General features: G+C 59.5%; 26 protein-coding genes and 2 tRNA genes. 13 read left to right on the forward strand and 15 right to left on the reverse strand.

Annotated elements, in window-relative coordinates:
- Nucleotides 1-95 precede the first annotated feature (95 nt).
- Nucleotides 96-392, reverse strand: coding sequence for a hypothetical protein (locus tag WC698_01230; GenBank protein ID MFA6038872.1), 297 nt, complete (start codon nucleotides 390-392; stop codon nucleotides 96-98).
- Between the two features lie 155 nt (nucleotides 393-547).
- A complete protein-coding gene (locus WC698_01235; protein ID MFA6038873.1) occupies nucleotides 548-1,612 on the reverse strand; it encodes a peptidoglycan bridge formation glycyltransferase FemA/FemB family protein in 1,065 nt (354 codons plus the stop codon).
- 298 nt (nucleotides 1,613-1,910) lie between these two features.
- Between WC698_01235 and WC698_01240 the strand changes: the two genes are divergently transcribed.
- Nucleotides 1,911-3,155, forward strand: coding sequence for a serpin family protein (locus tag WC698_01240; GenBank protein MFA6038874.1), 1,245 nt, complete (start codon nucleotides 1,911-1,913; stop codon nucleotides 3,153-3,155).
- Here WC698_01240 and WC698_01245 read toward each other — a convergent pair whose 3' ends face one another.
- The 3 genes from WC698_01245 to WC698_01255 all read right to left on the reverse strand — a co-directional run bounded on the left by WC698_01245 (nucleotide 3,156) and on the right by WC698_01255 (nucleotide 7,177).
- Nucleotides 3,156-4,421, reverse strand: coding sequence for an aminotransferase class I/II-fold pyridoxal phosphate-dependent enzyme (locus WC698_01245; GenBank protein ID MFA6038875.1), 1,266 nt, complete (start codon nucleotides 4,419-4,421; stop codon nucleotides 3,156-3,158).
- 54 nt (nucleotides 4,422-4,475) lie between these two features.
- Nucleotides 4,476-6,101 carry a UDP-N-acetylmuramoyl-tripeptide--D-alanyl-D-alanine ligase gene (gene murF, locus WC698_01250; GenBank protein MFA6038876.1) on the reverse strand — a complete coding sequence of 542 codons (1,626 nt, stop codon included), beginning with the start codon at nucleotides 6,099-6,101 and terminating at the stop codon, nucleotides 4,476-4,478.
- Nucleotides 6,102-6,454: 353 nt separating this feature from the next.
- Nucleotides 6,455-7,177, reverse strand: coding sequence for an alpha/beta hydrolase (locus WC698_01255; protein MFA6038877.1), 723 nt, complete (start codon nucleotides 7,175-7,177; stop codon nucleotides 6,455-6,457).
- 184 nt (nucleotides 7,178-7,361) lie between these two features.
- Between WC698_01255 and WC698_01260 the strand changes: the two genes are divergently transcribed.
- The 4 genes from WC698_01260 (at nucleotide 7,362) to WC698_01275 (ending at nucleotide 9,472) form a co-directional block, all read left to right on the forward strand.
- Nucleotides 7,362-7,619 (forward strand): type II toxin-antitoxin system Phd/YefM family antitoxin, encoded by a 258-nt coding sequence (locus WC698_01260; GenBank protein MFA6038878.1) that lies wholly within the window; start codon nucleotides 7,362-7,364, stop codon nucleotides 7,617-7,619.
- A gap of 97 nt (nucleotides 7,620-7,716) precedes the next feature.
- Complete coding sequence (locus tag WC698_01265) at nucleotides 7,717-8,313, forward strand: phosphoribosyltransferase (GenBank protein ID MFA6038879.1); 597 nt, start codon at nucleotides 7,717-7,719, stop codon at nucleotides 8,311-8,313.
- Nucleotides 8,314-8,770: 457 nt separating this feature from the next.
- Complete coding sequence (locus WC698_01270; GenBank protein ID MFA6038880.1) at nucleotides 8,771-9,058, forward strand: hypothetical protein; 288 nt, start codon at nucleotides 8,771-8,773, stop codon at nucleotides 9,056-9,058.
- A gap of 132 nt (nucleotides 9,059-9,190) precedes the next feature.
- Nucleotides 9,191-9,472, forward strand: coding sequence for a hypothetical protein (locus WC698_01275; GenBank protein ID MFA6038881.1), 282 nt, complete (start codon nucleotides 9,191-9,193; stop codon nucleotides 9,470-9,472).
- An 18-nt stretch (nucleotides 9,473-9,490) separates the two neighbouring features.
- Here WC698_01275 and WC698_01280 read toward each other — a convergent pair.
- From WC698_01280 to WC698_01290, 3 genes are all read right to left on the reverse strand, one after another.
- A tRNA-Met gene (locus WC698_01280) sits at nucleotides 9,491-9,566 on the reverse strand.
- A gap of 57 nt (nucleotides 9,567-9,623) precedes the next feature.
- Nucleotides 9,624-9,920: a DUF134 domain-containing protein gene (locus WC698_01285; GenBank protein ID MFA6038882.1), complete on the reverse strand. Its 297-nt coding sequence runs from the start codon at nucleotides 9,918-9,920 to the stop codon at nucleotides 9,624-9,626.
- A 12-nt stretch (nucleotides 9,921-9,932) separates the two neighbouring features.
- A complete protein-coding gene (locus WC698_01290) occupies nucleotides 9,933-10,184 on the reverse strand; it encodes a DUF5320 domain-containing protein (protein ID MFA6038883.1) in 252 nt (83 codons plus the stop codon).
- A gap of 196 nt (nucleotides 10,185-10,380) precedes the next feature.
- On the opposite strand from WC698_01290, the gene WC698_01295 reads away from it, so the two are divergent.
- Both WC698_01295 and WC698_01300 read left to right on the forward strand, forming a co-directional pair.
- Complete coding sequence (locus WC698_01295) at nucleotides 10,381-10,863, forward strand: cupredoxin domain-containing protein (GenBank protein ID MFA6038884.1); 483 nt, start codon at nucleotides 10,381-10,383, stop codon at nucleotides 10,861-10,863.
- A gap of 112 nt (nucleotides 10,864-10,975) precedes the next feature.
- The gene (locus WC698_01300; GenBank protein ID MFA6038885.1) at nucleotides 10,976-11,185 is read left to right on the forward strand and encodes a hypothetical protein; all 210 of its coding nucleotides are present in this window, start codon (nucleotides 10,976-10,978) and stop codon (nucleotides 11,183-11,185) included.
- A 149-nt stretch (nucleotides 11,186-11,334) separates the two neighbouring features.
- On the opposite strand, the gene WC698_01305 is transcribed toward WC698_01300, so the two are convergent.
- The gene (locus WC698_01305; protein ID MFA6038886.1) at nucleotides 11,335-12,504 is read right to left on the reverse strand and encodes a sulfite exporter TauE/SafE family protein; all 1,170 of its coding nucleotides are present in this window, start codon (nucleotides 12,502-12,504) and stop codon (nucleotides 11,335-11,337) included.
- Nucleotides 12,505-12,677: 173 nt separating this feature from the next.
- Here WC698_01305 and WC698_01310 point away from each other — a divergent pair, with 173 nt between their 5' ends.
- Complete coding sequence (locus WC698_01310; GenBank protein ID MFA6038887.1) at nucleotides 12,678-13,202, forward strand: nucleotide exchange factor GrpE; 525 nt, start codon at nucleotides 12,678-12,680, stop codon at nucleotides 13,200-13,202.
- Nucleotides 13,203-13,209: 7 nt separating this feature from the next.
- Here WC698_01310 and WC698_01315 read toward each other — a convergent pair whose 3' ends face one another.
- The 3 genes from WC698_01315 to WC698_01325 form a co-directional block, all read right to left on the reverse strand.
- Complete coding sequence (locus WC698_01315; GenBank protein MFA6038888.1) at nucleotides 13,210-13,398, reverse strand: hypothetical protein; 189 nt, start codon at nucleotides 13,396-13,398, stop codon at nucleotides 13,210-13,212.
- A gap of 164 nt (nucleotides 13,399-13,562) precedes the next feature.
- On the reverse strand, nucleotides 13,563-14,849 hold the full coding sequence (gene murD / locus WC698_01320; protein MFA6038889.1) for a UDP-N-acetylmuramoyl-L-alanine--D-glutamate ligase: 1,287 nt from the start codon (nucleotides 14,847-14,849) through the stop codon (nucleotides 13,563-13,565).
- 3 nt (nucleotides 14,850-14,852) lie between these two features.
- Entirely contained in the window at nucleotides 14,853-16,127 is a 1,275-nt protein-coding gene (locus WC698_01325; GenBank protein ID MFA6038890.1) for a hypothetical protein, read from the reverse strand.
- 87 nt (nucleotides 16,128-16,214) lie between these two features.
- On the opposite strand from WC698_01325, the gene WC698_01330 reads away from it, so the two are divergent.
- The 3 genes from WC698_01330 (at nucleotide 16,215) to WC698_01340 (ending at nucleotide 18,510) form a co-directional block, all read left to right on the forward strand.
- Nucleotides 16,215-16,300: transfer RNA gene (locus tag WC698_01330), tRNA-Leu, on the forward strand.
- A gap of 359 nt (nucleotides 16,301-16,659) precedes the next feature.
- Nucleotides 16,660-18,183, forward strand: coding sequence for a hypothetical protein (locus WC698_01335; protein MFA6038891.1), 1,524 nt, complete (start codon nucleotides 16,660-16,662; stop codon nucleotides 18,181-18,183).
- Between the two features lie 78 nt (nucleotides 18,184-18,261).
- The gene (locus WC698_01340; protein ID MFA6038892.1) at nucleotides 18,262-18,510 is read left to right on the forward strand and encodes a hypothetical protein; all 249 of its coding nucleotides are present in this window, start codon (nucleotides 18,262-18,264) and stop codon (nucleotides 18,508-18,510) included.
- Here WC698_01340 and WC698_01345 read toward each other — a convergent pair whose 3' ends face one another.
- Genes WC698_01345 through WC698_01355 form a run of 3 tightly spaced genes read right to left on the reverse strand, consistent with a single transcriptional unit; the run spans nucleotide 18,511 to nucleotide 20,955 of the window.
- Complete coding sequence (locus WC698_01345) at nucleotides 18,511-18,999, reverse strand: hypothetical protein (protein MFA6038893.1); 489 nt, start codon at nucleotides 18,997-18,999, stop codon at nucleotides 18,511-18,513.
- 36 nt (nucleotides 19,000-19,035) lie between these two features.
- The gene (locus tag WC698_01350) at nucleotides 19,036-19,722 is read right to left on the reverse strand and encodes a phosphoribosyltransferase family protein (protein ID MFA6038894.1); all 687 of its coding nucleotides are present in this window, start codon (nucleotides 19,720-19,722) and stop codon (nucleotides 19,036-19,038) included.
- A gap of 51 nt (nucleotides 19,723-19,773) precedes the next feature.
- Nucleotides 19,774-20,955, reverse strand: a complete 1,182-nt coding sequence (locus WC698_01355; GenBank protein ID MFA6038895.1) for a 6-phosphofructokinase — start codon at nucleotides 20,953-20,955, stop codon at nucleotides 19,774-19,776.
- A gap of 139 nt (nucleotides 20,956-21,094) precedes the next feature.
- Between WC698_01355 and WC698_01360 the strand changes: the two genes are divergently transcribed.
- Together WC698_01360 and WC698_01365 are read left to right on the forward strand one after the other, a co-directional pair.
- Complete coding sequence (locus WC698_01360; protein ID MFA6038896.1) at nucleotides 21,095-22,042, forward strand: FAD-dependent oxidoreductase; 948 nt, start codon at nucleotides 21,095-21,097, stop codon at nucleotides 22,040-22,042.
- 105 nt (nucleotides 22,043-22,147) lie between these two features.
- Complete coding sequence (locus tag WC698_01365) at nucleotides 22,148-22,336, forward strand: hypothetical protein (GenBank protein MFA6038897.1); 189 nt, start codon at nucleotides 22,148-22,150, stop codon at nucleotides 22,334-22,336.
- The last annotated feature ends 9 nt before the right edge of the window (nucleotides 22,337-22,345 follow it).

A 22,345-nucleotide genomic window follows, 5' to 3' on the forward strand; every position in this document is an offset into this window, starting at 1 on the left:
CTTCAGCCCGAGTTCAGGTAGGGACAGGATGTTTGAACCATTTTTCCGGACGCCGAACGGATACGCCCGAGAGGGAGGAATGTCCCAACGGGGGATTATTTATTTTGAAAGAACTTCTGCAGCTGCTGCAGTTGTTCGCTCGAGAGGGATTCCGAGACTTCGGCTTTGGTGAATGATGCAGCCTGTTTAGCCGCTTCCGTTGTCACTTTCAGGATGATCTCATCCATGTGACGGATGCTGTACCACGTGGCGAAGAGGAAGATGAGGATGGGGATCAAGGCAAGGAGGCTGCGGATGAAACCTCCCCACGTCCGCAGGCGATCCCGGCGGTCGAGGTTCTGCAGATGCGTGAGGATCTGGTCGAGTTTGTCGTCGGGAGTGGAGGGTGACATGGAGGAGATGATAGCAGAGGGTTCTAGGTAGTAGGGGAGGAGGGGGTAGGGAGTAGGTAGTAGGGAGTAGGTAGTAGGTAGTACAAGCTCAAAGTAGTTGCTCCGTTTTCTCTGTGTGGATGTACTACAACCTACCCCCTACTACCTGCCACCTGTTAAAAGCCTCGCCTCCATTTCCTTATCATCTCAATCCCCAGCGTCACCAGGTACTTCTTGGAGAGGGGGATATCCGTGCAGTGGGCGAGTTCCAGCAGGCGGCCGCCGAAGGCCGTCTTGAACGTCCGCACGCCCGCGAAGGGGTGGCGGGTGACGCCCTCCGGCGAGATTCCCCAGAAGTTGTACACCCGGTCCCCGCGCGCCAGCGCTTCCGTCACCGCCGTCCACTGCAGCAGGTAGGAAGCGGGGATGTTCTTGTACTTCTGCGTGCTTGCGCCGTGGTGGTAGCTGGTTTCCCCCCCGAAGTGCATGTGGATGGAAGCCGCGATCACTTCCCCGTTGTAATGGGCCAAATACAGGCTCACGTCCCCCTTGGGGGCGAACTGGCTCACCTGCGCGCGGAAGAAGTCCGTGGAGTAGGGGGTGAAGCCGTGGCGCTTGCGCGTTTCCTCATGGAGCTTGAGGAAGAGGGGAAGGTCATCAATGGGGGAGAGGGAGCGCGCCACCGTCACGCCCTCGCGCTCCGCACGGCGGATGAGGTTCCGTGCCGTGGAGCGCATTTTGGCGAAGAGTTCATCCTCGCTCCGCCGCTCGGGAGGCGCATCGGAGACGAAGGTATCCCAGGTATCCGGGTACTGGAGCGGCAGGTACCACAGGTGCTCCGCCAGGAGGTGGAGAGGCGCCGCCCGTCCTTTCTCCGCCTTCACTTCTTCCAGGAGCGGGGACGCGGGGAACCAGAACGGGCTCAGGCGCACAAAGGCGCAGCCTTTCTCCCGCCCCGCCTGCTGCAGTTCCCGCAGCATCAAGCGCAGGGCTTCCGGGCTCTCCGTCACGGGCCCGTAGGGGACGGAGAGGTGCCTGCCACGGCGGGCGTTGACGACATGCGCAAAGCAGATCCCCGTCACTTCGTTCCCGTCGCGCACTTCCAACCGGAGGGGCTCCTGCCCTATGTCCCGATACACCTCGCCCATGGTCCAGCTCTGGAGGAACGGCCGGAACCGCTGTCGTGTGAGGAAAGCGTCCCAGGAGACGGGGTCGGGGGTGCGGGAGAGTGTGGAGGGCATCTGCTTCTACTCTAGCGTATCAAGCGAAGGTGTCAGCCTGGTTCCGTTGTCAATGGAGCATTGTACATACACCGCAATGGCAGACACATCTGTTGATTGTTGATTTGCCACCTTTTCCGGCGAAAAGGTGGCGCACCACCCCTCCACCTTCGTTCAGCAAGAGGAATTGAATGGATTGGGTGAGCACTCTCTCGCGGGAGAGGCAGGGGCTGTCATCGCAAGTAATTCAGATACTCTTTCTCGCCAGTCAATGCATTTTGCTTTCTCGTGCAGCCGGGAGATGTAGCATTTCAAGTGAATGCAGTCGAAGCGGCTCTTCCTTTTGGTACTCGTGGCCGTTCTGGTTGCCCTTGGCGGCTTTATTGTTGTGAATCGCAATAAGCAGATTGTGCAGGAGGAACCCGCCGACATTCCCGAAGCACATGTCGATTTTGGATTCGATCTTCTCCGGCTTCTGGGTATGCAGAGACAAGATCGCAATCTCCTCTTCTCCCCAGCCGGTCTTGCCTGGTCACTGTCGATGACGATGAACGGTGCTGAAGGGCAGACAAGAGATGAGATTGCTCGGACGCTTCATTTGGAGAACTATTCCATCGATGCAATCAATGCCGCTGCAAAGCGATCGATTGCGCATCTGGGTTCTCTTGATCAACAAATCCAGGTCAGTATCGCCAATTCCATTTGGCTTAAGCAAGGATACCCTCTGAAGGATTCTTTTAAGACGACGATGGAACAGTCCTATTTTATGGAAGGAGATACGCTGGATATTTCGTCACCCCAAGCCTTGCAACGGATCAATGGATGGGTAAATGAAAAGACGCAGGGAAAGATTCCGAGTGTCATTGATAGATTGGATGACGAGATGGGAATGATTCTTCTCAATGCCCTGTATTTTCAAGGGAAATGGAAGGAGCCCTTTAGGCCTGATGACACGGAGGAAAGGAGATTTTCATTAACCGATGCTTCCTCGCTCATGCATCCTTTCATGAAGAGGTCAGACATGATGCAGTATCTGGAAACGAAGACGTTCCAATCCGTACGTCTCCCCTATGGCGATAACAAGGAGATGCAGATGGTTGTCCTTCTTCCCAAGACTTCAGATGTGCATACATTCCTTGGTTCAATCACTTATTCTGATTGGATGAGATGGATGTGGCTATATGAGGAGGAAAACGGCACTCTTCTGCTTCCTCGTTTTCGCATGGAATGGAGCAGTGAGCAAAGTGATTTGAAGAGCGCGCTCAATCAGCTTGGTATGTCGCAGGCATTTCTTGATTCTGCAAATTTCCCGGGGCTTTCAGAGGAACCGACTAAGATTGGATTTGTCGGTCAGAAAGTATCAATGGAGGTGAATGAGGAGGGGACGAAGGCGGCGGCCGCAAGCCCCATCGGCTTTGGGATAGCTACAGGAGTGGGGATTAACAGTGAACCTCCGGAGCCGTTCTCTATGGAAGTGAACAAGCCCTTCTTCTTTGCCATCATCACTACCGAAACGCAGGAGCCTCTCTTCATGGGAATTGTAATGAATCCCGCACAGGATTGATCATTCGAGGCCATCCAATCGGTGTTCTTGTAAGAATGGGTGCAAAGCTCTGATGAGCCGTTCCGCGTCTTTCATCCGCATGCCCGTATGCGTGGGGAGCGTCAGGATCTCTTCGCATGCTTCCTCCGCCCGGGGGTCCGTTCCCTTACGGTACCCCACCTCGTCCACCCGGACGTCCGCGGGGCATACCACGCAACCCGTCCAGCCGTCGTTGAGGTGGATGTTCCGCTGCTTGAGCTCCCTGCGGATCTTCTTTGCGTCCTTCATGAAGAGCGGGAATTTCTGCAGCGGAAGGTCACTGCGGATGCCGTGGAGAACGCCCCAGCCGTGTGCCGCGCAGGCTTGCAGGTACGTTCCGGTGAGCATGCGGCGGTGGTCATTGATCGCCCGCAGGTTCCTCCACTGCTGCAACGCCAGGGCGGCGCAGGGCTCCGGCATGGCGTGCAAGACCATTCCCTGTTTCCCGTGCTTCTCTTCCCCCGTGACGATGGGGAGCAAAAGGCGGAGGGAGCGGGCTGCGGCAAGCATCAGCTTCCCCGCGCCGATGCCGTAGAGGGGGCGGGCGAGGGTGTAGAGGAGGGGATAGAGGAGGAGGCGGAGGATGACGTTCCGCGGGAGTGACGTTGTTTGTTGTTCATAGTCACGGAGTAGGGACGCGGCAGGCCGCGTCCTTACGACAATAGCGCCGCCGGTGATGCCCGAGATCGCCTTATCCCGTCCGAAGCTCAAGAGGAGGGCGTCGCCGCGCGATCCCACGTCCTCCGGCCCCCGGTCATCCGGCAGTATGTGGGCGCAGTCTTCGATCAAGAGGAGGTTGTGCCTATCGCAGATTTCCCGAAGGGCGGCGACAGGCGCCGGAATGCCGAAGGTGTGCTGGCAGAGCACGGCTTTGGTCCGAGGCGTGATGGCGCGCTCTACGGCTTGGGGATCCAGGCTCAGCGTCGCCTTTTCGATATCCGCGTACATCGGCACGAGCCCGGCCGCCTGTACGGCGTTGGGCACCACCACGCAGGTGTACCCCTGCACGATCACCTCATCGCCCTTCCGGAACCGTTCGGGATCCCCTTGGAACAGCGCCAGGAGCGCTTCCCTGCCGGAGGCGAAGAGGAAGGCTCTCCCCCCGAAGCGTTCTTCCAGCGCGTTCATCAATTGGAGCCGCGCCAACTTTCTCCCTTTCCAACCGCGGAGGATCCACGCGAGGGCGGAGAGGACCTGCCGGCGGTCCGCGAGGGGGGCGAACGTATGATGGATGGGACGTGTCATCATGTTCAGTGCGAGGGAAAACAGGGATGGTAGGGACGCCCCGCCGGGGCGTCCATGTCAGGAAAACGGTAGGAATCGTTGGAGGGTGGCCGGGGACATCCTGCCGACGCAGACCAGGAGGGATCCTGCGGGGACGCGGGGGGTTAGCCGGGTGAGACTCGACACGGGCTTTCCGTATCCCTCCGCGAAGAACGTAGCGCTCCCGGGGTCCAGGAAGACGGCGTCATGGAAGACCGCGGCGGAGAGCATCCCCAGTTCCCGGTGGGTCCGCTCGTGTTCCTCCCCCAGCTCGATGATGCCGCTCGTGAGCAGGATCTTGCGCTCAAAAGGCTGGTTCTTTGCCCAGGCGATAGCCGCCTTGAAGCTGGCGGCGGAGGCGTTGTGCGTGTCATCCAGCACCGTCACGTCCCGTTCCCTGCGCACTTCGAACGTCCGGTGCGGCGGCGTAAAGGTCCGAATCCGTTCCGCTATCGCTTTGCGGGAAATCCCCAGCCGCTCCGCCACGGCGATGACGAGGAGGATGTTGGCTACGTTGTGCGTGCCGTGGAGGGGAAGGGAGAAGGGGACGTCTCCCACGGTGAACCGGATGCCCGAGGTCGTCTCTTCAATATCGAACGCTTCCAAGTCCGCGGCGCCGCCCGTTCCCACCACCGTCACGGGGCAGCGGCAGAACGCGCGCATGTCCCTGCATCGTTCGCAGTCGCCGTTCAGGAACGCATGCCCCTCGTCCGGCAGCGCCTGCAGCAGTTCCCCCTTGGCTTCCAAGAGCGCCCGTGACGATCCGAAGAGCGCCAAGTGCTGGTTGCCGATGAAGGTGACGATGCCGAAGCGCGGCTGCACGATGGAGCAGAGGTTGCGGATCTCCCCCTTGCGGTAGGCGCCCATTTCTATGATCAAGGGCGTGCCCCGGGGGATCGTCTTCCCCGAGAGGTTTTTAAGCATCCACTGCGCCACGCCCACTTCCGTATTCACGTGCGCCGGGGTGAAGAGGACCTCACCCACCTGACCTCTCTCCTCCTGTCCTCTCTCCGCCGGAGAGAGGAGAGACGGGTTGTTGGATGCCCCGGCCTGGCTGCTTGTTTTACCAGAAAGCACATGTGCCAGGAGTTCCTTAGTGGTCGTCTTTCCCACGCTCCCCGTGATGCCGATCACGAGCAGTTCGGGATGGGCGCTGCGCACCGCTCGTGCGGCCGCAAAGATCCTCCTCTTCAGCGCGCGGTCCACCGGCAGGAAGAGCGCCCAGGAGAGGGTGAGGACGGCGGATTGGAGAAGGGGGAGGAGGGGAATGACGAATGGCGCATGGCGAAAGAAAAAGGGGGCGGCGATGATGAGTGCGGTATCGAGAAGGAGGGCGAGCGCCACGAGGGCTTTCGCTTTGGAGGTCCATACGGGCGTCCGCTGCTTGCGGAAGGCGAACTGGATGACGGTGAGGAGCGAGAGCAGGAGGAGAGTCGCCGGGACCAGGCTCCCGGTCCGCAAGAAGAACAGGGTGATGGCATAAACGATGACGAGGAGCGGCCGGATCTTTCCTCCTACGAGCGGCAGGATCGTCCGCTCCCGCACGATTTCTTCCCGCAGCCTGTCCCAGCGCCACTCCTTGACCTGCCAGAGCGAGGCATAGGTGAGGAGGGGGGAGAGCGCCGCCAACAAGCCCAGCGGCACGGTGAGAAGAAGGGCATCCATGGGAAGAATGATACTGGAAGTCGGAGGAACGGTCAGCAGTGGGAAAGGCCGATCCGCTGCGGAAAAGCGCCGTGCAGCCCTGCGGCCGTCTGCCGGGGATACGCCTGCATCCACCTTTCCGGTTCCTGTCTGCGGCAAGCGGCGCAGGATATCGGCGTTGATCATCAAAAAAACGGCCTCGAGAGAGCGGGAGGTGTATGCCTCTCGAGGCCTGATCGTTGTGTTCCTTCTTCTGTCCTCCTTTCTTGAAAAAGGTGGTTATCGTTGAAGGAATGACTCGCATCTTTCCCTTTGCATGCATCACTGTCAATACGTCCATGTGCCTAAAAAATAGGGCGTAGAACGCGAGAGGCTCAGCGAAGGTGCTTCCGAATCACCTCCGCGATCTCCTCCGCCTTGTCCCTGTGGACGCGGTGGCGGACGTCGGGGAACAGATGGAGGGTGCTCTTCTTGATCCTCTCATGCATCAGGCGGGCGTCGGAAACGGGGGTCATACCGTCCTTCTCCCCCCAGAAGATGTCGGTTGGCATCTTGATGAAAGGGAGGAGCGGACGCAGGTCCTCCTTGGACACGTTCACCATAGTCTGGCGCATCACCGGGCTGGCCGTTTCGTAATCGTGGACGCGGAAGAGCTTGTAGAGCGCCTTCTTGCCCAGGCCGTCCAGTTGCTTGAGGCCGGGAAGCGAGAGGAGAAGCTTGCCGGGCTTGGCGACCATCAACCCCAGTGCGCGGCGGAAGTGTTTGGGATGGCGAATGCCCGCTGCGGCGCACAAGTAGAGGTGCTTGATCTTCACCTTTCCGCGGTAGGCCACCTTGAGCGCAATCCTTCCGCCGTGGGAATGACCCAACAGGAAGAGGGGATTTTCGATCTCCTTCATCTTCACCAGGCGCTCCACCCATTCCGCATAGTCCGTGACAGTCCAGGGATGTGCAGGCTCGGGTTCTTTTCCGAATCCGGGGAGGTCGGGCGTGAGGATGGTGAGTTCGGTTCCCTTGAGGGCGGCGCGGAGTTCCGTGAAGGATGCGCGGGAACCTCCCCATCCATGCAAGCAGAGGAGTGTCACTTTTTCAGACATGCGATGAGTATACACGCAGTGGAAAAATCCACGATGCACATTCAGCGATAAGGGAAGAGGGAGAAGGGAAGGTGAAGTGGACGGGAGGGCATGTGGGCTCAGGGGGAGGATCCGTCAAGGGAAAGGCCTTGAAATGTGTACACATATGTGTACCATCATCGGCGCTACCCATTCCCCCAGAACCATGTCCCGAGCAAACCTCGTGAGTGTCCGTGAATTCCGATCCAACATGACGCGCTACCTGCAGGAGGCGCAGGAGGAGGGGAAGTCCATTGTCATTATGCGGCACGCGCAACCCGTGGCGCGCATCGTCCCCTTCGAGGAAGGCACGGTGCTGGAAGATCTGGTGAAGGAACTGCCCCGGGCGAAGAAAGTGAAGGGCAAGAAACACGCCCCCAAAGCCAAGAAACGCTCCGGTCTGCGGAGGATGTTCGGGCTGTGACGCGCGTTCGTCTCTTGGGAAGAGCCGCCTGGGACGAGGAGACGATCCCGCCACCGGGCTCATCCCCGCCCTCCTGGAAGTGTGATAGAATCGGCGCATGCTCATCCCCCGGAAACTGATCTCCGATAACGTGAACCCCATGGAGTGGGGCGAGTTTGGGCGGGCGATGGATACGCTTATCCGCAAGCTGGAGAAGTACATGAAGGACACGGGCATACGCTTCAACCTCATCGCGCCCATTCTCCGCAGCGGCGGCATCCCCGGCGCCATGATCGCCATCCACTTCAACATCGTCACCATGCTCCCCATCCAGCTCAAGCGCCTGCCGGGGTCCATGGAGCCGGTGGAGGTGATCGTCACCAAGCTCAACTGGGGCGTGCCCAAAAACCCCGTGATCCTCCTCTGCGAAAACAACACCGGCCACGGCACCACGGCGCGCAAGGCCATCCGCATCATGCGGCAGAAGTATCCCGAGGCCAGGCTCTTCTACGCCACGGTCACCAAGGCGTACGGAGGGCCGGACAAGCTGGATGGCGTGGAAGAATACTTCTACGGCGCGCTCACGGACGAGCTCTTTGTGGCGAACGCCGAGGACATCCGCAAGAAGCACATCCGCCCCAATACCGTCCTCTTCCCGTGGGAAATCCTGGAGGAGGAAGTGAACGAGGCGAACAAGCTGAACGGGGTGGCATGAGGGAAGGGGGGCGATGTTCCGGTGGAAGGAGACACGGGAATCGGCAGGGAATGAGCGAATGCGGGCCATTGACCGATAGTACGGTGCGGTATAGTCTCCCCCCTTCGTTTGTTCTTTGGAAACATCGTTCTTCCTCCATCCATTCTCTCTCTACGGTACAGCGGATGTTCCGTTGTACGGATGGGCAGCCTTCGTTTAGTGCCACGGCTTCCCTCTGCAACGAGAGAGGATGCCGTGGGGGAAAGGAGCGTGTGTGATGAATCTGGAAGTGGTAAACTATTGGACTCACATTGGCGTGAGGGAAGGAGCGCAGAAATTTCTAACAGAATGCCTTGGGCAACCGATGGGCGACCTACGCGTGAAGCTTGTGTATCCGACGGACCTGCCGGACAGATGGGTCAAAGATGCCGCTTACTTTCGCTGGATTGCGCGGAAAAGTCCCATGGATCCGAGTGGTATGGATGAGGATACCAGGCTTGCGAAAGCCGAACTCCTCAATACGCCGCTCGGATGGGCGTTCTTCCATATTCTGAGGGGGAAAGTGTATGTTCCTCTCGTTTTGGTTTCCCCGCCCTTGTCTAAAGGCCTTAGGACAGAGGTCTATCAGGCGTTCATCAGGGAATTCTGGAACATGTGTGGAAGTGTGGTCTGCTTCCTCCCCTTTGCCCAAAATGAAATCCTTCAGACAACCTTGCAGCGAAGCGGTTTCATAGCATCAGATGTGGGGTGGACAAAGTACAAGTAATACCACGGCAAGCGCCGCCTGTTCGAAAGAGCAGGCGGCCTTCGTTAAAACCATGTGTTCATATGGATAGAATGTAACAGATAGAGGCATCTCACTACCGTTGAAAGCCGGATTCTGCTACGCTTCCCGCATATGGAAAATTCACACAATCCTCGTCCGGTAAGCCGCAGCACCATCGGAGAAGTTCTCATAGTCGCTTTGGTTGTCGTAGGCTTCTTCGTCGCCATACTTCAGAACAAAGTCACACTGCAGGATATCTCACTCGTGGGGTTCCTCGCGCTCATTGTCATCTTTTACATGGCACTTCTCTTCTGCAGAATGCTGTTCTTCTGGATGACGGGCGGCGACCGACCACACTATCCATGGTGGAAGAACGTGGAAATGATGAAGAAGTATGAGCAAAAGTCGAAGTGATGAGGTATGAAACGCCAATGGTGCCACGGGCCAGGATTGAACTGGCGACCCCAGGCTTATGAGTCCTGTGCTCTACCAACTGAGCTACCGTGGCACGGGGATAGGTGTAGTATGCATCAGATATTGCGCTACTTGAAGGGCATTTCTAGCTCTAACACCTCCCTCTCACCACGCCCCCCTCGATCTTGATCGCCTTCCCGTTGAGGAGCGCGTCGGCGGTCTTCTTGTTTGCGGAGACAAGGATACGCTGGAAAGTGCTCTGGGAGACGCCCATCTTCTTCGCGGCTGCCGTCTGGTCCATCTCTTTGAGGTTCTTCAGGCGCAATGCCTCCACCTCATCCAACGTGAGGATGACCTGTTCCAACGTGCGCAGCGGGATGCCGCGGGGCTTGAAGTACGTTGCGCCGGGTTCGGCGCCGATGCACCGTGGTTTGAGGGGACGGACCATGGGGCAAGTGTATCACTTGCCGCCGAGTTCCTTGAGGCGCGCCTGGAGTTCTTTGAGGTACTCCGAGATCCCTTGCACTTCCTCGGCGAGCATCGTGCGCTCATCAGCCGCCGTGATGCGTGGGCGCCTAGAGGAGGGGAACCCGAAGAAGCCTCTGCGGCCGAACCCGCGCCCCATTCCGCGTCCGTTTCCGGCGCAGCAGCCCCTGCCCCAGCCGGTCATTAGACCGTATCCCAGGGGACCTGTTCCATCCAATGCTGGCATATACGTGGGGGTAAGAAATGAAACGTATTGAATATATATTCATAACTATCAAACGTCAAGAAATATTCTGGTTACTGATTCTTCCAGAAGAACGTGGCTGTCCTCTGAGAGCAACAGAATGATTCAACGCACGTAAGAAACTGCCCCTCATTCCGTTTCATAAGCAGTATTTTCCCCTACACTTTCCCCTCTCCCTATGTCCGTTCGCATGCGAACATTTGCCGTTTCCGCAGTTCTTCTTGTCTTGAGCGCCTGTACGGGAGCCGGTACCCCCGTCCCCGACGGTGAAGATACCTCCTCGTCATCATCTTCCGCGGTTTCCTCTGTCCTGCAAGAAGAGGCTTCCAGCAGCTCCTCTTCCCTCGATGGCGGCGCCCTGTCCGCCTCCGGTGCTTCCGCGGCAGTCCGCGTGATCGATATCACCGCCAAGGATTGGGAGTTCTCCCCCTCCGCCATAACCCTCAAGAAGGGAGAAAAGGTGGCATTCCGCATTACGGCCATCCAAGGCCACCACGGTTTCCTGGTTCCGGAGTTGGGCTTGAATACCGACATTCCCGAAGGCCAGACGGTGACCACGGAATTCCCCACGGACCGCGCCGGCACCTTCCAGTTCCGTTGCTCCGTGCCCTGCGGAGAAGGACATATGGACATGACAGGAACTATTGTTATCCAGGAGTAAAGAGAGTGGACAACATGGCGTTTGTCCAGCGGAATAGAGTGCCCAACAATTCCGCCGACTGCTATGCTTCGTCAGTCCTTTACTTTTTTCCAAACATACCATGTCTGTTCGCATGCGTACGTTCTTGTCTACTGCGGCGATAGGGCTTCTGCTCACCGCCTGCAGTGCTACTCCTCCCGTTGAGGAGCCCACGCCTCCCGTTGAGGAGCCCACGCCTCCCATGATTGAGGAGACGTTGCCCCCCACGGACGAGGAAGTGGTGGATCCCGCGGCCGAGGAAGTGCCGGTAGACGGGACGCCTGAAGAAGTCCCGGCTGAGTGAGAGAGGACGTCCATTCACTCGCAATTCTTCATCAAGAGCGGCGCCGCTCCCGCAAGGGGGCGGTCCGCTTTTGTATTTGCCACGAATCAGTAAATTTTGGCTGATACAAAAGCACTCTGATGTCTGTAGTCTCGCGCACGTCTCCCTATCTATTGTTGGATAACATGCACCTCCGCCCGGTACATGCCCATGGAACAGGTGAGGGAAAAGTCCTTCCGGGGGTCGGAGATGGGTCCCAGCCAGTTCCCTCCCTTTTGAATGGGTGTGGCGAGGTTGTAAGCGGGGGCGGTGAGGAATGCGGCGCAGCCCGCTACATCCTCGGGGGCGTAGGCGTACACCCACGTCTCCTTCCCCGCGCGGATGGTGAAGGAGGAGGGGGAATACCCCAGGCTCGTGACCGTGACGGCGATGACCTGCCGCCCTTGTTCATCAATGGACACGGAGGGGTCCCGGTCCTGCGCCAGGGGAGCGGGAAGGAAGGAAACCACGTCCACGCCGAGGAGCAGGAGCCCGCCGCGCAGGTTGAGGAGCCCCAACACCACCACCAGCATGCCGGAGAACTTGAAGAACCAGCGGAGGAACGCCCCTTCCGCCAACGAGCTCAAGAGGCTTATGCCCAGGAGGGAGGGCAGGGTGCCCAGGGCGAAGACGAGCATGATGGTCCCGCCTTTGAGGAAATTCCCCGAGGAGAGGGCGAAGAGCTGCATGGACTGCGTGAAGCCGCAGGGGAGGAAGAACGTGAGGGCGCCCAGCAAAAGGGCGATGGGGGCGCTCCCCGAACGCGCCATCCGCATCAGGCGGTTGGTCACTCTGCCGGAGAAGGGGGAGCGGAAAGGAAAGCGTGGGAGGAGGCGGAGGAGGTGCAGCCCCAGGAGTACCATGATGGCGGAAATGACCGCCGTGAGGGCGCCCGTGGAGCGCAGGGAGGGTTGCAACACGGCGCCGAGCGCGCCGATGGCGCCTCCCAGAAGAAAGAACCCCGCCAGCCTTCCGCCGTTGAAGAGGAGGAGCGGGAGCAGGCGGCGGGCGGGTGTTTCCCTGTCCGCAACTTCTCTCCATGCGATGGAGAGGGAGAGGAGGAGCCCCCCCACCAAGCTCAGGCAGCTGCTGGAGGAAGCGACGAAACCGAAGAGAAACACCGCTCCCAAGCCGGTGGTGCTGTCGGCGGGCGTCGTGATGGTGAGTCCGAGGGGCGCAAGGAGTTTTCCCAGGATGAGGATCAAAGCCAGGGCGCCCCCGAGTTCCACCCAAAACTGCACTCCGTGGGGCTCGGCGGGGGCGCAGGCGGCGCAGTGGGGATGGGAATGCTGTTCCGTCATGGATGGGGCATGATTGTATCAGAAGGAAGGTGTGGTTGTGTGTTTTTCCCTCTCCCCTAGCCCCTCCCCCATAGGGGGAGGGGAATGTTTTTGTTTTGTGGTTGTTTCTCACTTCGAGTATGCAATGAGGGGGGAACTCGCGCGGCAGGCCTTGCATTTGGTACTATAGGGTCATGGAACCCAAGAAGACGCAGCCGAAAGCAGAGGGAAACAAATCCACCCCCCCCGCGGCGGATGGCATGATCGCGGACAAGGTGCGGGAGCTGGAGGAACAGGTGAAGAAGCTCACGGACATCGCCGGCCGCGCGCAGGCGGACCTGCAGAACGCGAAGATGCGGCTGGAGAAGAGCGCGGAGGACATGCGGAAGTACGCGGCGGAGTCGCTATTGCTGCGACTGCTGCCCACCATCGACAACTTCCAGCGCGCCTTCCAGCACCTGCCGGAAGACCTCCGGGAGAACGATTGGGTAAAGGGGGTCACGGCCATCGAACAGGAATTGATGCGACAGCTCACGGAAATGGGGCTCAAGAAAGTCGATGCGCTCCATCAACCGCTCGATCCCTCCAGGCACGAAGTGCTCCTGCAGGGGGAAGGGGAGGAGGGGAAGGTCATCGAAGTGCTCCAGGAAGGCTACGAACTGCACGGCCGCGTTCTCCGCCCTGCGAAGGTGAAGGTGGGGGCGAAGAAGGAGGGATAGGTGGATGCTAGAAGAATGCGTCCACCGCTTCACGTGCTTGGGAAGAATCCCTGCGCACCTCCTCGGCGAGGTCCTGGGCGGAGAATTCGCGCTCACCGTCCGTGTACACCGGTTCCTTCACATGGGGGACGGAGGCCAGCACCGATGCGATCTTCCGTTCCTTCTTGAGCCAACGCGCAGAGTTCTTGAGTGCCATACGGTACTACTCTATGCATTGCAGACCCAAATACAAGCAACATCGCAAGTCTTTTGATTTGGGCTTGGGTAGGACAAAAAAAAGAGTTATGCCTCCTTTGGGGTGACCGTTGTAACCAATAGGTGATTCTTGCGCTGCATGCGGCAGCATGGCATCCATGACATTCACGCATTGCCCGTTCCAATCCATTGTTTGAACTGGTCGCCCTTATCCTCGAAATTCTTGAACATTCCATAACTCGGGGATGCGGTGGAGAGAAGGCAGATCATTCCGTCCGGTGTGGATTCCTGTGCAATGCGGACGGCATCTTCCATGGAATCGGCGTCGTGGAACGTCACCGTAGCCTCCGCGTCCTCAAGCACCTTGCGGATGCGGGGGCCGCTTCCAGGGAAGAGGATCACGGTGCGGACGGACGATCCCTTGATCCTCTTCGCAAGCTCCGAAAAGTCATTCCCGCGGTCTTGGCCGCCCAGGATCACGGTCGCAACCCGGCTTCCCAGAGCGTCGAGCGCGGCGATGGTGGATTCCGGCGTGGTGGAGATGGCGTCATCCACCCACGTGATGTCGTGGAAGACACCCAGGTCCTGCAGGCGGTGGGGGAGGCCGTGGAAGTTGCGAAACACATCCAGGCAGGTCTCCTTGGGGATGCCCAGTTCCTGCGCCACCTTCCATGCGGCGGCGATGTTGCTCAAGTTGTGTACACCCAGAAGCTTCGTTTCCCCGATCGCCACCGGCGCATCCTGCGGGCCGAAAGGGATCTTCTTACCCGCGCTCTCCTCCGCGATTTCCCGCGCCCCCGGGGAATCGTGAAGGAAGAAGACAAGGTCCTCCTCCGTCTGGAACCGCGTAACGTGCTTCTTGGCTTCCTTGTACGCTTCCAGGCTCCCATGGTAATCGAGGTGCTCCGGGAAGAAGCTCGTGACCACGGCAATGTGGGGGCTCCTCGTCACGTCCATCAATTGGTAACTGCTCATCTCCAGAACGAAGAATGCGTTCTCTTGGGAACGCTCCAGATAGTCGAGCGCGGGATTCCCGATGTTCCCGATGAGGGAGGCATTCTTGCCGGCTGCGGTGAGGAGCTCAAATATCAAACTGGCTGTGGTGCTCTTCCCCTTGCTCCCCGTGACACCGATGACGGTTGCACGGTCCTCGGCGACGGTATCGAGGAAGATCTGGGTGGCATTGGTGAGTAGGGAGGAATGAGTATGGAGTATTGAGGGCGGGATACCGGGGGATTTGATGAGGACGTCGAACTTCTCCAGGTTCATGAGCCACCCGGTGCCCACCTGCAGCCAGCACTTTTCGGGAGGAGCGACGAGCGACGCATTCCGGTCCGCGATCGTTATCTCACAATGCGTCGCATGCGCGTTCAATGCACGGAGGATCGATTGGCCCTCCTTGCCGAATCCCAGGATACACACGTTCTTGCCGCTGAATTCGCGGATATGCACGCGTCAGGAGGGGAACGAAGCGGTGAAGAGCTCCATAGCCGGCGTCCCTTCCCATTCCTTGCGCCCATGGGCGAGGCGGAAGGCCTCCCGGGTCTCCTCCGGCGTCCCCACGCACTCGAACGGCTTGAAGCCTTCCAGCCCCAGGAGCTGCTTGTACAGGGGGAGGAGGTTGGCATCGGCGAAGAGATCCTTGCCGAAGGTCTTGAGGAGCGTTGGACGGGGGAGGGAAACGGCATACAGGGCGAAGACGAAGGCGCATTTGGGGCATTCCCCGCACCATAAGTTTGCCGGCCGCTCCTTCACGATCCTCCAATTGGTATTACAACTCGTCGTCAGGGGAAGGTACTGCGGGTACTTGGCGAATTCCCGCACAACGTTCAATTCGCTCCACGTGCGGAGGTGACTGAAATACCGGAGGGAGGGATGAATGGAGGCAGCAATGTAGTTCCGCACCATCTCTTCGCACGCCAGGCTCTTGCTCCACTGGTGGTTGATCTCCTTTCCCAGGTACGTCACGTTGCCGTAGGAAGCGCTCTCTTCGTTGCCGAAGGCCACCGCGTCAAAATCACCCAGCAGGGCGACGACGACGGCGAGGAAGGAGAGATAGCCCGTAATGGGGACGTGGCCGTTGAGGGCGCCCTCCTCGTTCAATGTGAAGAGGCGGGAGGAGAGGCTGCGCTTGACGGTGAGGAGGGGGAGACCCATGGCCTCGGCCAAGCGGTCGATCACCGGGTGTTGCCCCACGCGGAACAGGGTCACCGTGGCGCCGGCCTTGCGGAGGAGCTCGGCGGTGACCACCGAGTCTTTTCCGCCGCCGATGGGGACGAGAACCTTCTTTCCCTGCATTCCCTCTTCTCGCGGGGGGAGAGGGGGAGTACTCCCGGTTTCTAAGCCCGGCTCGAAGGGAAAATGAATGAGGCCACGGAAATCGATCCGGTTCCTGAAGAAGAACTCGCCCAGGCCTTCCTCGTACATCGTGTGCCAGAACCTTGCTTGCGCTTCCGTGAGCGGCTGCGTCCTCACCTCGATTGTTTTGGGGAGGCAGGTCTTGTAGTAACTGATGCCGCCGATCATGTGGAGGGCGTGGAGGGCTTCCGGCAAGCCGGGCTTGTCTGCCGCAGGGGGAAGGCCCAGGGGTAAGGTAAGGGTTTCGGTGAAGCGGATCTCATCGCCTGTGGTGAGGCCTTCCGCACCATCCAGTGCGTAGACGAGTTCGATGGTTCCCGTTTCCGCGTTGTGGGAAAAGGAATCGAAGATGAAGGTCGTGTAGGGCTTCATGGGGAGTACCAGCATACCCGAAATCCCATTGCACTGCCCCACCGTTCCCTTCCTGCCGTTCTCTGCATCGAGTACAATAGAGGGCGTGCCGGAGTGGCGGAATTGGTAGACGCGCACGACTCAAAATCGTGTGCCGCAAGGCATTGAGGGTTCGATTCCCTCCTCCGGCACCATCCGGCTTCGTGCCCTCTGGGGCACTACGCCGCGATATTCGTTCATGAGAATAATAGAGGCCAGATGCCGCGGCGCAGTCCGCAGACGAAGCCGGGCTAACAACAAGGGGTAGAGGCATGCATTGCCTCCACTGGGTGTGCTGTCGCCCCGAACAAGGGGGGGACTGTATGCGGAAAAAAAAGCAAGGATAAGGAATCCCGAAGTGGAGCCACCGGGTTTCGTGCGGCCATGGGAGCGGAAAGAATCGTCATCCCGATCCTTCTGGTTCGGGGGAGGACTTCGTGAATACCATGGAATCCTTTCCATCCCCCCTCATCCTCCTATGGAAAAGCAACCTCACATACTTTGCATCAGTCAAATGGTGAAGGATATCAAGGTTCCGACGGGGAATCCGGAACTGGAACAGGCGATGGGGAAACTGCTGCGCGGGGTGAAGAAACATAAATTCGTCCCCGGCAACAAGATATCCGCCGAGTTGCAGCCGCGGGAGGTCAATGCCGAGGGGGTCCTGGTTGCCGATCTTGCCGGTGGGAAGTTGAACAGCGATCTCGATGTGAGGATCACCCAGTCTTTTCCGCTCCACCTTGAAGGATACGAAGGGCCGATGGATATAGAATCCATCTTCAGCCGTGTGGAGGGGGCGCGCATTGATGACGGCGGCAACGTGCAGAACCAAGTGGTTGATATGGCGCTTGTCGTGGCTTTCTCCAATATCCAACAACTGTTGGATGATGTGCACAAACGCCTCGTTCTCACCGTGGCAAGCAGCGGTGACCCCTTTGATAAACTCCCGCTCCACCTGAAGAACCGGGTAAAGGGAGTGGTGGACGTCCATACATTGGACCTGCCGGGCCGCGTTGCCGTACAGGTGCCGTGGGTGGACGGGGCTGAGCATGGAACGCTGGGCATCACGTCCGAAGCGAGGGAGTCGAAAGCGGCCGTGGAGAAGCTCATACAGGAATGTGACGAGTTCCGTAAGGCGTTTCACGTTGCGACGTGTTTTGCCACGACCGACTCGCTCTTTGAGCAACTGGAGAAATTTGCAGAACCGGATTACTGCTACATCATCAATGCGTCCACGGCGTTCCGGACCAGGGTCGCGGAGCAATCCTATAAACGGGCGGTTCTTCTCCCCATGAACGAAGGCGAAGCGGCGGATGTGTGCAGGGTCCTCCTCCTGCGCGCGACCGATGAAGAACAGGAACGGCCGCCTTTCCCCTCGCCGTTCAAGCCGAACGGGTATGAGGTGGATACGGAAGCATTGCGCCAGCTCGATGTCTCTCTCGACGTATTCCGCACGTACCTGCCCTTTGACCGTCAGATCAAGCGGGGAAGTTTTGCAGCCCCCATCAGCTTCGGTCCCAAGGGCGGGTTGATCGTGGGGGTGGGGCACGAGGACCTTGCCTGCTTCACTACGATCCCCAATCCCGATGGAGAGACCCGCATCCTCAAAGACTACTGTGAGCCGTCGGACGTGGTGATGGGCCGGGAATTTGAAATGGGGGCGGGGGATGCGGTGGCATCGATGGTGACGCTCTTCCAAGCCATTGATCCCCAGCTGTATATCAAGCCGTTCATGGAGGAGGGGGAAGGCAACAACAGGCAGTTCATCAATCTCGTCAGCACCATCTTCCTCAGCGTGCTCAGCAGGATCGTGGGAAATCTCGCCGTCCGTAACCGCCAGACCAACCTCTCGAATGTGCGGCCGGACGCCTTTACGAGCATCTTCGAGGATGTTGCGCAGGAATCCATCACCCTCGCGCGCACGCAGTCGAACATGATGGGGGAGAAGCATGTTTCCGGCACCATACCTCGCTGGGGTATCAGTGCGCTCAGTTGGAGGGTGGGACAGATCGCGTATCCGCCGTCGCGGTTATCCTGAGCGCAGGACGTCGCCATGGCGGCGGCATCTCCCGCGGCACAGTAGACGGCAATCGTCCTCTCTTCTACAGTAGGGGCCATGTTGCCCACCACCCGCCTCACAAAGTTGAGCCTCTTCCTGGGAATCCTTTCGGTGGCCTCAGCGGGTGTCGCGTTGCGCTCAACGATACGGTTGGGGGCATCGCTGGACGAGTATTACCTGTTCCAATCATCACAAGGAGTGGTGGCTGAACGTTCCCCCGGAACGGAGATCATGGAGCGGACGGCAAGCGGGGGCGTGATGGAGGAGCAATCGTCCCTGTTGGGAACGCTGCAGCCGCTGGAGTGATCACTCCAGGGGATTGCCGAAGATATCCAGGAGCGCCCGGCGCAGTTGTTCCGCAGGTTCCGCAGCCAACACCACCATGCGTCCGCGTTGGTAAACCTGCAAACGATCCGGGGGAAGCCCCAGGGACGAGAGGTCATTGCCCAGGGTGAGGATCCTGCGGGCGTCCGTTGCCGCAGCCTGCGTGGATTCGTAGCTCACGAGGAGCAGGGATTCCTCCCCCACGCGGATGGTGCGAACGGGACGGTGCAGCGCGGGGTCCACGGCCACATTCGAGGCCAAGGCGTCAATGCCGCGTTCGCGCAGGATGGCGGTAAAGGCGTCCGTATCGGTTTCCAATTGCTGCGTCAGCGTGCGCGAGTGCGCCGTGCCGGCGGAGAGGGTGGAGCCCGTTTCCGTTTCCCGCGTTCCCAGCACGTCGGAGGGGGAGCAGGCGGAAAGGACGAGCATGGTGGCGATTCCCAGTGCAGGAGCGGTGATACGTGTGTGCATAACCGAATAGTGTACGGCATTTTGCCCGCCGTTCCATCACTTTGAGGACTTCTGCGCCGTGCGTTTTCCGCCTTTTCCCTTGCGTTCCAGGAGCAGGAGCACGTCCTCATCCGTGAGCTGCGGGAAGGAAAGGTACCACTGTCCCACGGCATGGAACGGCGCGGGGGCGGCCAGCACCACCACTTCATCCGCTTCCTTGCGCAGGTGATCGGCCGTGTCCAGAGGGGCTACCGGCAGGGCGACAACGATGCGCAAGGCCTGCAATTTCCGCATGTCCTCCAGTGTGGCGAGGAGCGTGGAACCGGTGGCGGCGCCGTCATCGGTGAGGAGCACGATCTTGCCGGTGAGGGAAACGGGTTCCGGCGGCGCAAAAACTTCTCGGCGCCTGCGCATTTCTTGCATTGCATCCTCGATGATGGGTTCGATATCCGTGAACTCCAGGCCTTCATGCGCCATCATGTCCTCATCCAAATAGGTCCCACCGTCTTCCGCAATGGCCCCTAGCGCGAATTCCGGGTTCGCCGGGTGCCCGATCTTGCGCACGTTCCACGGGAGAAGCGGGAGGGAGAGCGCATCCGCCAACGCGCGTCCCACGGCCACGCCGCCCCGCAGGATGCCGATGATCACGGTGTCCTTGCGTCCGCGGAAGCCGCCGAGTACTTCGGCCAGTTTCTGCCCGGCATCGCCGCGGTCCAGGTAGGGGAGAGGGTCGGGAATATCCATTGGAGCATTGTCGCCGTTCCGCGCCGCGGCGGCAACGGAACGGTCTGTTTTTCAGGGTTCAATCCACGAGGGGCGTTCGGGTTCAGGCATGAGAGGTTTCGTATAGCGCAGTGTTTCCGGGTCGTAGGCGGTAGGATCAAGGTTCTTCCCGCCGCGGATGGTTGCCATGTCCATGAGGGCGAGCGTGTCTTCCAGTGACCTGCTTCCTTCCGGAAGATGGGCAATGACGCCGTCTTCCCCTTTGAGCGCCGCCTGCATGGCGGTGTTGCCCAACCGGCGGGCGAAGGCCGCATCGCGGGTCGTAGGGGGGCCGCTTCGGAAGAGGTACCCCGGGCAGAGCTGCATGGTGCTGATATTTGCGTTATTGAGCCACCGTTCGATGTAGCCTCGCACCCCTCCCAAGCGCATATGGCCGAAAGCATCGGGCAGACCTGCAAGATGGATTTTCATCCCGTCGATCGGGTACCCTTCCGCAACCACGAGCACGAGCGCCTTCCCCTGCGAGCGGATCTTCTGCTGGATGGCGCACACAACCTCATCTTCAGAAAGCTCCATTTCGGGGATCAACACGCCGTCGGCATTCTCCGCGCTCGCCGCAGCCAGCCATCCGCAATCCCTTCCCATGGCTTCGATGATCATCACTTTCTGGCAGTTCTCCGCTTCCACGCGCCCCTCGCGAACGAGATGCTGTCCGCAGAGCGCCGCAGTGGTTGCGCCGAAGGAGTAGGCGATGCGCAGAAAATCATTGTCGATCGTCTTCGGAACCCCTACGGCTTGAACAGTTTGAGACTTCCCGTGCGCGTTCCTCCTCTTCAGGATGTCGTAGCGGTGGAGCATGCTCGCGCCGCGCCAGAGCGTATCGTCGCCGCCGACGATCGCCAGGATATCCACGCGGTTGCGCGTGAGGTTTTCCTGGATCACCTCCGCATTGCGATGGAACACCTCCAAGTCCACTTGGATGATGTTCCCGTCGGTGTTCACGGGAATGGGCTTGGTGCGGGATGTGTGCGGCAGGGATCCCGGCTCGAGGAACAGAGCGTCCAATCCCCTCTGTTGCACCAAGGGATACGAGAAGATGTCCCGGTATTCCTGTTCAGGCGTTATCAACCCTTTATACCCCTCGGGGATCACCACCACTTCATGGCCTTCTTTTGTGGCGGTTTGCGTGAGGCCGTAGTGGGCTGCGTTCGACCCGGGGCAGGTTCCGCCACCCTGGAGGAGTGCGATTTTCATTGGTTGGGAAAATTAGAGTAAGGGGGGCCGCGTGTCAAGAAACAGTGACACCTGTCTCTCCCATGGTCGTTTTGATTCTCGGGGCGTTTGGCTTCATACTATGGGCGGTTCAAGATCGTTTCATCTTCGGTTTCGACCTATGTACGACGTCCTAGTCATCGGCCTCGGCGCCTCGGGATACACGGCCGCCATCTACACGGCGCGCTATCAGCTCAAGACGTTCCTCGTGGGCTTGGAGGAGGGGGGTTTGGGGATCACGGCGGCGGAAGTGGGCAATTGGCCGGGTGATGTGGAAGTGCACGGACCGGAGCTGATGGAGCGGTTCAAGAAACATGCCCTGAGCTTCGAGGAAGTGACGCACAAGGTGGCGCGCGTGGAGAAGATCGAGAAGGTCGCAGAGGGCTTCAAGGCGACGTTGAGCGGCGGAGAGAGCGTGGATGCCAAGGCGGTGATCTTGGCTACGGGCTCCAACAAACGCCATTTGGGCGTCCCCGGGGAAAAAGAATTTGCGGGGAAGGGCGTCTCCTACTGTGCCACGTGCGACGCGTTCTTCTTCCGCAACAAGACCGTGGCCGTGGCGGGGGGAGGGGATGCGGCGGTGGAGGGGGCGGCCATCGTGGCGCAGGTGGCAAAGCACGTCTACCTGGTCCACCGCCGGGATGCGTTCCGCGCGGAGCCGTATTGGGTGGATAGGGTGAAAGCGCGCGAGAATGTCACGTTCGTCCTGGAACGGAACGTGCGGGAGATCCTGGGCGAAGGGAAAGTGACGGGTATCAAGCTCGATCAGCCGTTCGAGGGGAACGATGTCCTCGCCGTCGACGGCATTTTCATCGAAATCGGCTCCGATCCGGCTTCCGCATTGGGGAAGAGCCTGGGGGTGGAGGTGGACGGGAAGGGCTTCCTCAAGGTGAATAACGCCATGCGCACCGCCGTTCCCGGCGTCTTTGCGGCGGGCGATGTGACGAACGGCAGCAACCGCTTCGCGCAGTTCGTCACGGGGGCGGGGGAGGGAGCGGTGGCAGCCAACAGCGCGTTCGGGTTCATCCACGGGGATGGCGTGGGGATGGGGGCGATCGAAGGTGGATGACCGTAGGGCGGGCATTCTTGCCCGCGTGAACCTTGCGCGGTCAATGTCTAGATTGGCTTATCCGGACTTGCATTCCTTGCGTTTTGTAAGTAAAGTCTCCGGGCTATGCCTCGTGGTAAGCGCACCGTCTTCGGCATGTTCTGCAAGGAATCCGGCAACCGCGTGGGAACCGTCCGTTTGCATAAGCAGAATGCAAAGGGAGTCGGTTGGAAGGATTTCAAGACCGAAAAATACTGTCCCGTGTGTCGCAAGAAGGTCGCCATGAAGCTCAAGGAGGAACGGCACGCCGCGTAAAGCTTCCGC

Source organism: Candidatus Peribacteraceae bacterium (assembly GCA_041661065.1).
Classification (GTDB): Bacteria; Patescibacteriota; Gracilibacteria; order Peribacterales; family Peribacteraceae; genus CAIKAD01.

Excerpts from the sequence above, each read along its gene's own strand:
- WC698_01335 (MFA6038891.1), top strand. The coding sequence starts at position 16,660 with ATGGTGAAGGATATCAAGGTTCCGACGGGGAATCCGGAACTGGAACAG.
- WC698_01310 (MFA6038887.1), top strand. The coding sequence starts at position 12,678 with ATGGAACCCAAGAAGACGCAGCCGAAAGCAGAGGGAAACAAATCCACC.
- WC698_01265 (MFA6038879.1), top strand. The coding sequence starts at position 7,717 with ATGCTCATCCCCCGGAAACTGATCTCCGATAACGTGAACCCCATGGAG.
- WC698_01235 (MFA6038873.1), bottom strand. The coding sequence starts at position 1,612 with ATGCCCTCCACACTCTCCCGCACCCCCGACCCCGTCTCCTGGGACGCT.
- WC698_01240 (MFA6038874.1), top strand. The coding sequence starts at position 1,911 with ATGCAGTCGAAGCGGCTCTTCCTTTTGGTACTCGTGGCCGTTCTGGTT.
- WC698_01305 (MFA6038886.1), bottom strand. The coding sequence starts at position 12,504 with ATGACGGAACAGCATTCCCATCCCCACTGCGCCGCCTGCGCCCCCGCC.
- murF (MFA6038876.1), bottom strand. The coding sequence starts at position 6,101 with ATGGATGCCCTTCTTCTCACCGTGCCGCTGGGCTTGTTGGCGGCGCTC.
- WC698_01285 (MFA6038882.1), bottom strand. The coding sequence starts at position 9,920 with ATGGTCCGTCCCCTCAAACCACGGTGCATCGGCGCCGAACCCGGCGCA.
- WC698_01350 (MFA6038894.1), bottom strand. The coding sequence starts at position 19,722 with ATGGATATTCCCGACCCTCTCCCCTACCTGGACCGCGGCGATGCCGGG.
- WC698_01230 (MFA6038872.1), bottom strand. The coding sequence starts at position 392 with ATGTCACCCTCCACTCCCGACGACAAACTCGACCAGATCCTCACGCAT.
- WC698_01360 (MFA6038896.1), top strand. The coding sequence starts at position 21,095 with ATGTACGACGTCCTAGTCATCGGCCTCGGCGCCTCGGGATACACGGCC.
- WC698_01340 (MFA6038892.1), top strand. The coding sequence starts at position 18,262 with ATGTTGCCCACCACCCGCCTCACAAAGTTGAGCCTCTTCCTGGGAATC.
- WC698_01245 (MFA6038875.1), bottom strand. The coding sequence starts at position 4,421 with ATGATGACACGTCCCATCCATCATACGTTCGCCCCCCTCGCGGACCGC.
- WC698_01255 (MFA6038877.1), bottom strand. The coding sequence starts at position 7,177 with ATGTCTGAAAAAGTGACACTCCTCTGCTTGCATGGATGGGGAGGTTCC.
- WC698_01300 (MFA6038885.1), top strand. The coding sequence starts at position 10,976 with ATGCGTACGTTCTTGTCTACTGCGGCGATAGGGCTTCTGCTCACCGCC.
- WC698_01325 (MFA6038890.1), bottom strand. The coding sequence starts at position 16,127 with ATGAAGCCCTACACGACCTTCATCTTCGATTCCTTTTCCCACAACGCG.
- WC698_01270 (MFA6038880.1), top strand. The coding sequence starts at position 8,771 with ATGGATGAGGATACCAGGCTTGCGAAAGCCGAACTCCTCAATACGCCG.
- WC698_01315 (MFA6038888.1), bottom strand. The coding sequence starts at position 13,398 with ATGGCACTCAAGAACTCTGCGCGTTGGCTCAAGAAGGAACGGAAGATC.
- WC698_01290 (MFA6038883.1), bottom strand. The coding sequence starts at position 10,184 with ATGCCAGCATTGGATGGAACAGGTCCCCTGGGATACGGTCTAATGACC.
- WC698_01295 (MFA6038884.1), top strand. The coding sequence starts at position 10,381 with ATGTCCGTTCGCATGCGAACATTTGCCGTTTCCGCAGTTCTTCTTGTC.
- WC698_01355 (MFA6038895.1), bottom strand. The coding sequence starts at position 20,955 with ATGAAAATCGCACTCCTCCAGGGTGGCGGAACCTGCCCCGGGTCGAAC.
- WC698_01365 (MFA6038897.1), top strand. The coding sequence starts at position 22,148 with ATGCCTCGTGGTAAGCGCACCGTCTTCGGCATGTTCTGCAAGGAATCC.
- WC698_01260 (MFA6038878.1), top strand. The coding sequence starts at position 7,362 with ATGTCCCGAGCAAACCTCGTGAGTGTCCGTGAATTCCGATCCAACATG.
- WC698_01345 (MFA6038893.1), bottom strand. The coding sequence starts at position 18,999 with ATGCACACACGTATCACCGCTCCTGCACTGGGAATCGCCACCATGCTC.
- WC698_01275 (MFA6038881.1), top strand. The coding sequence starts at position 9,191 with ATGGAAAATTCACACAATCCTCGTCCGGTAAGCCGCAGCACCATCGGA.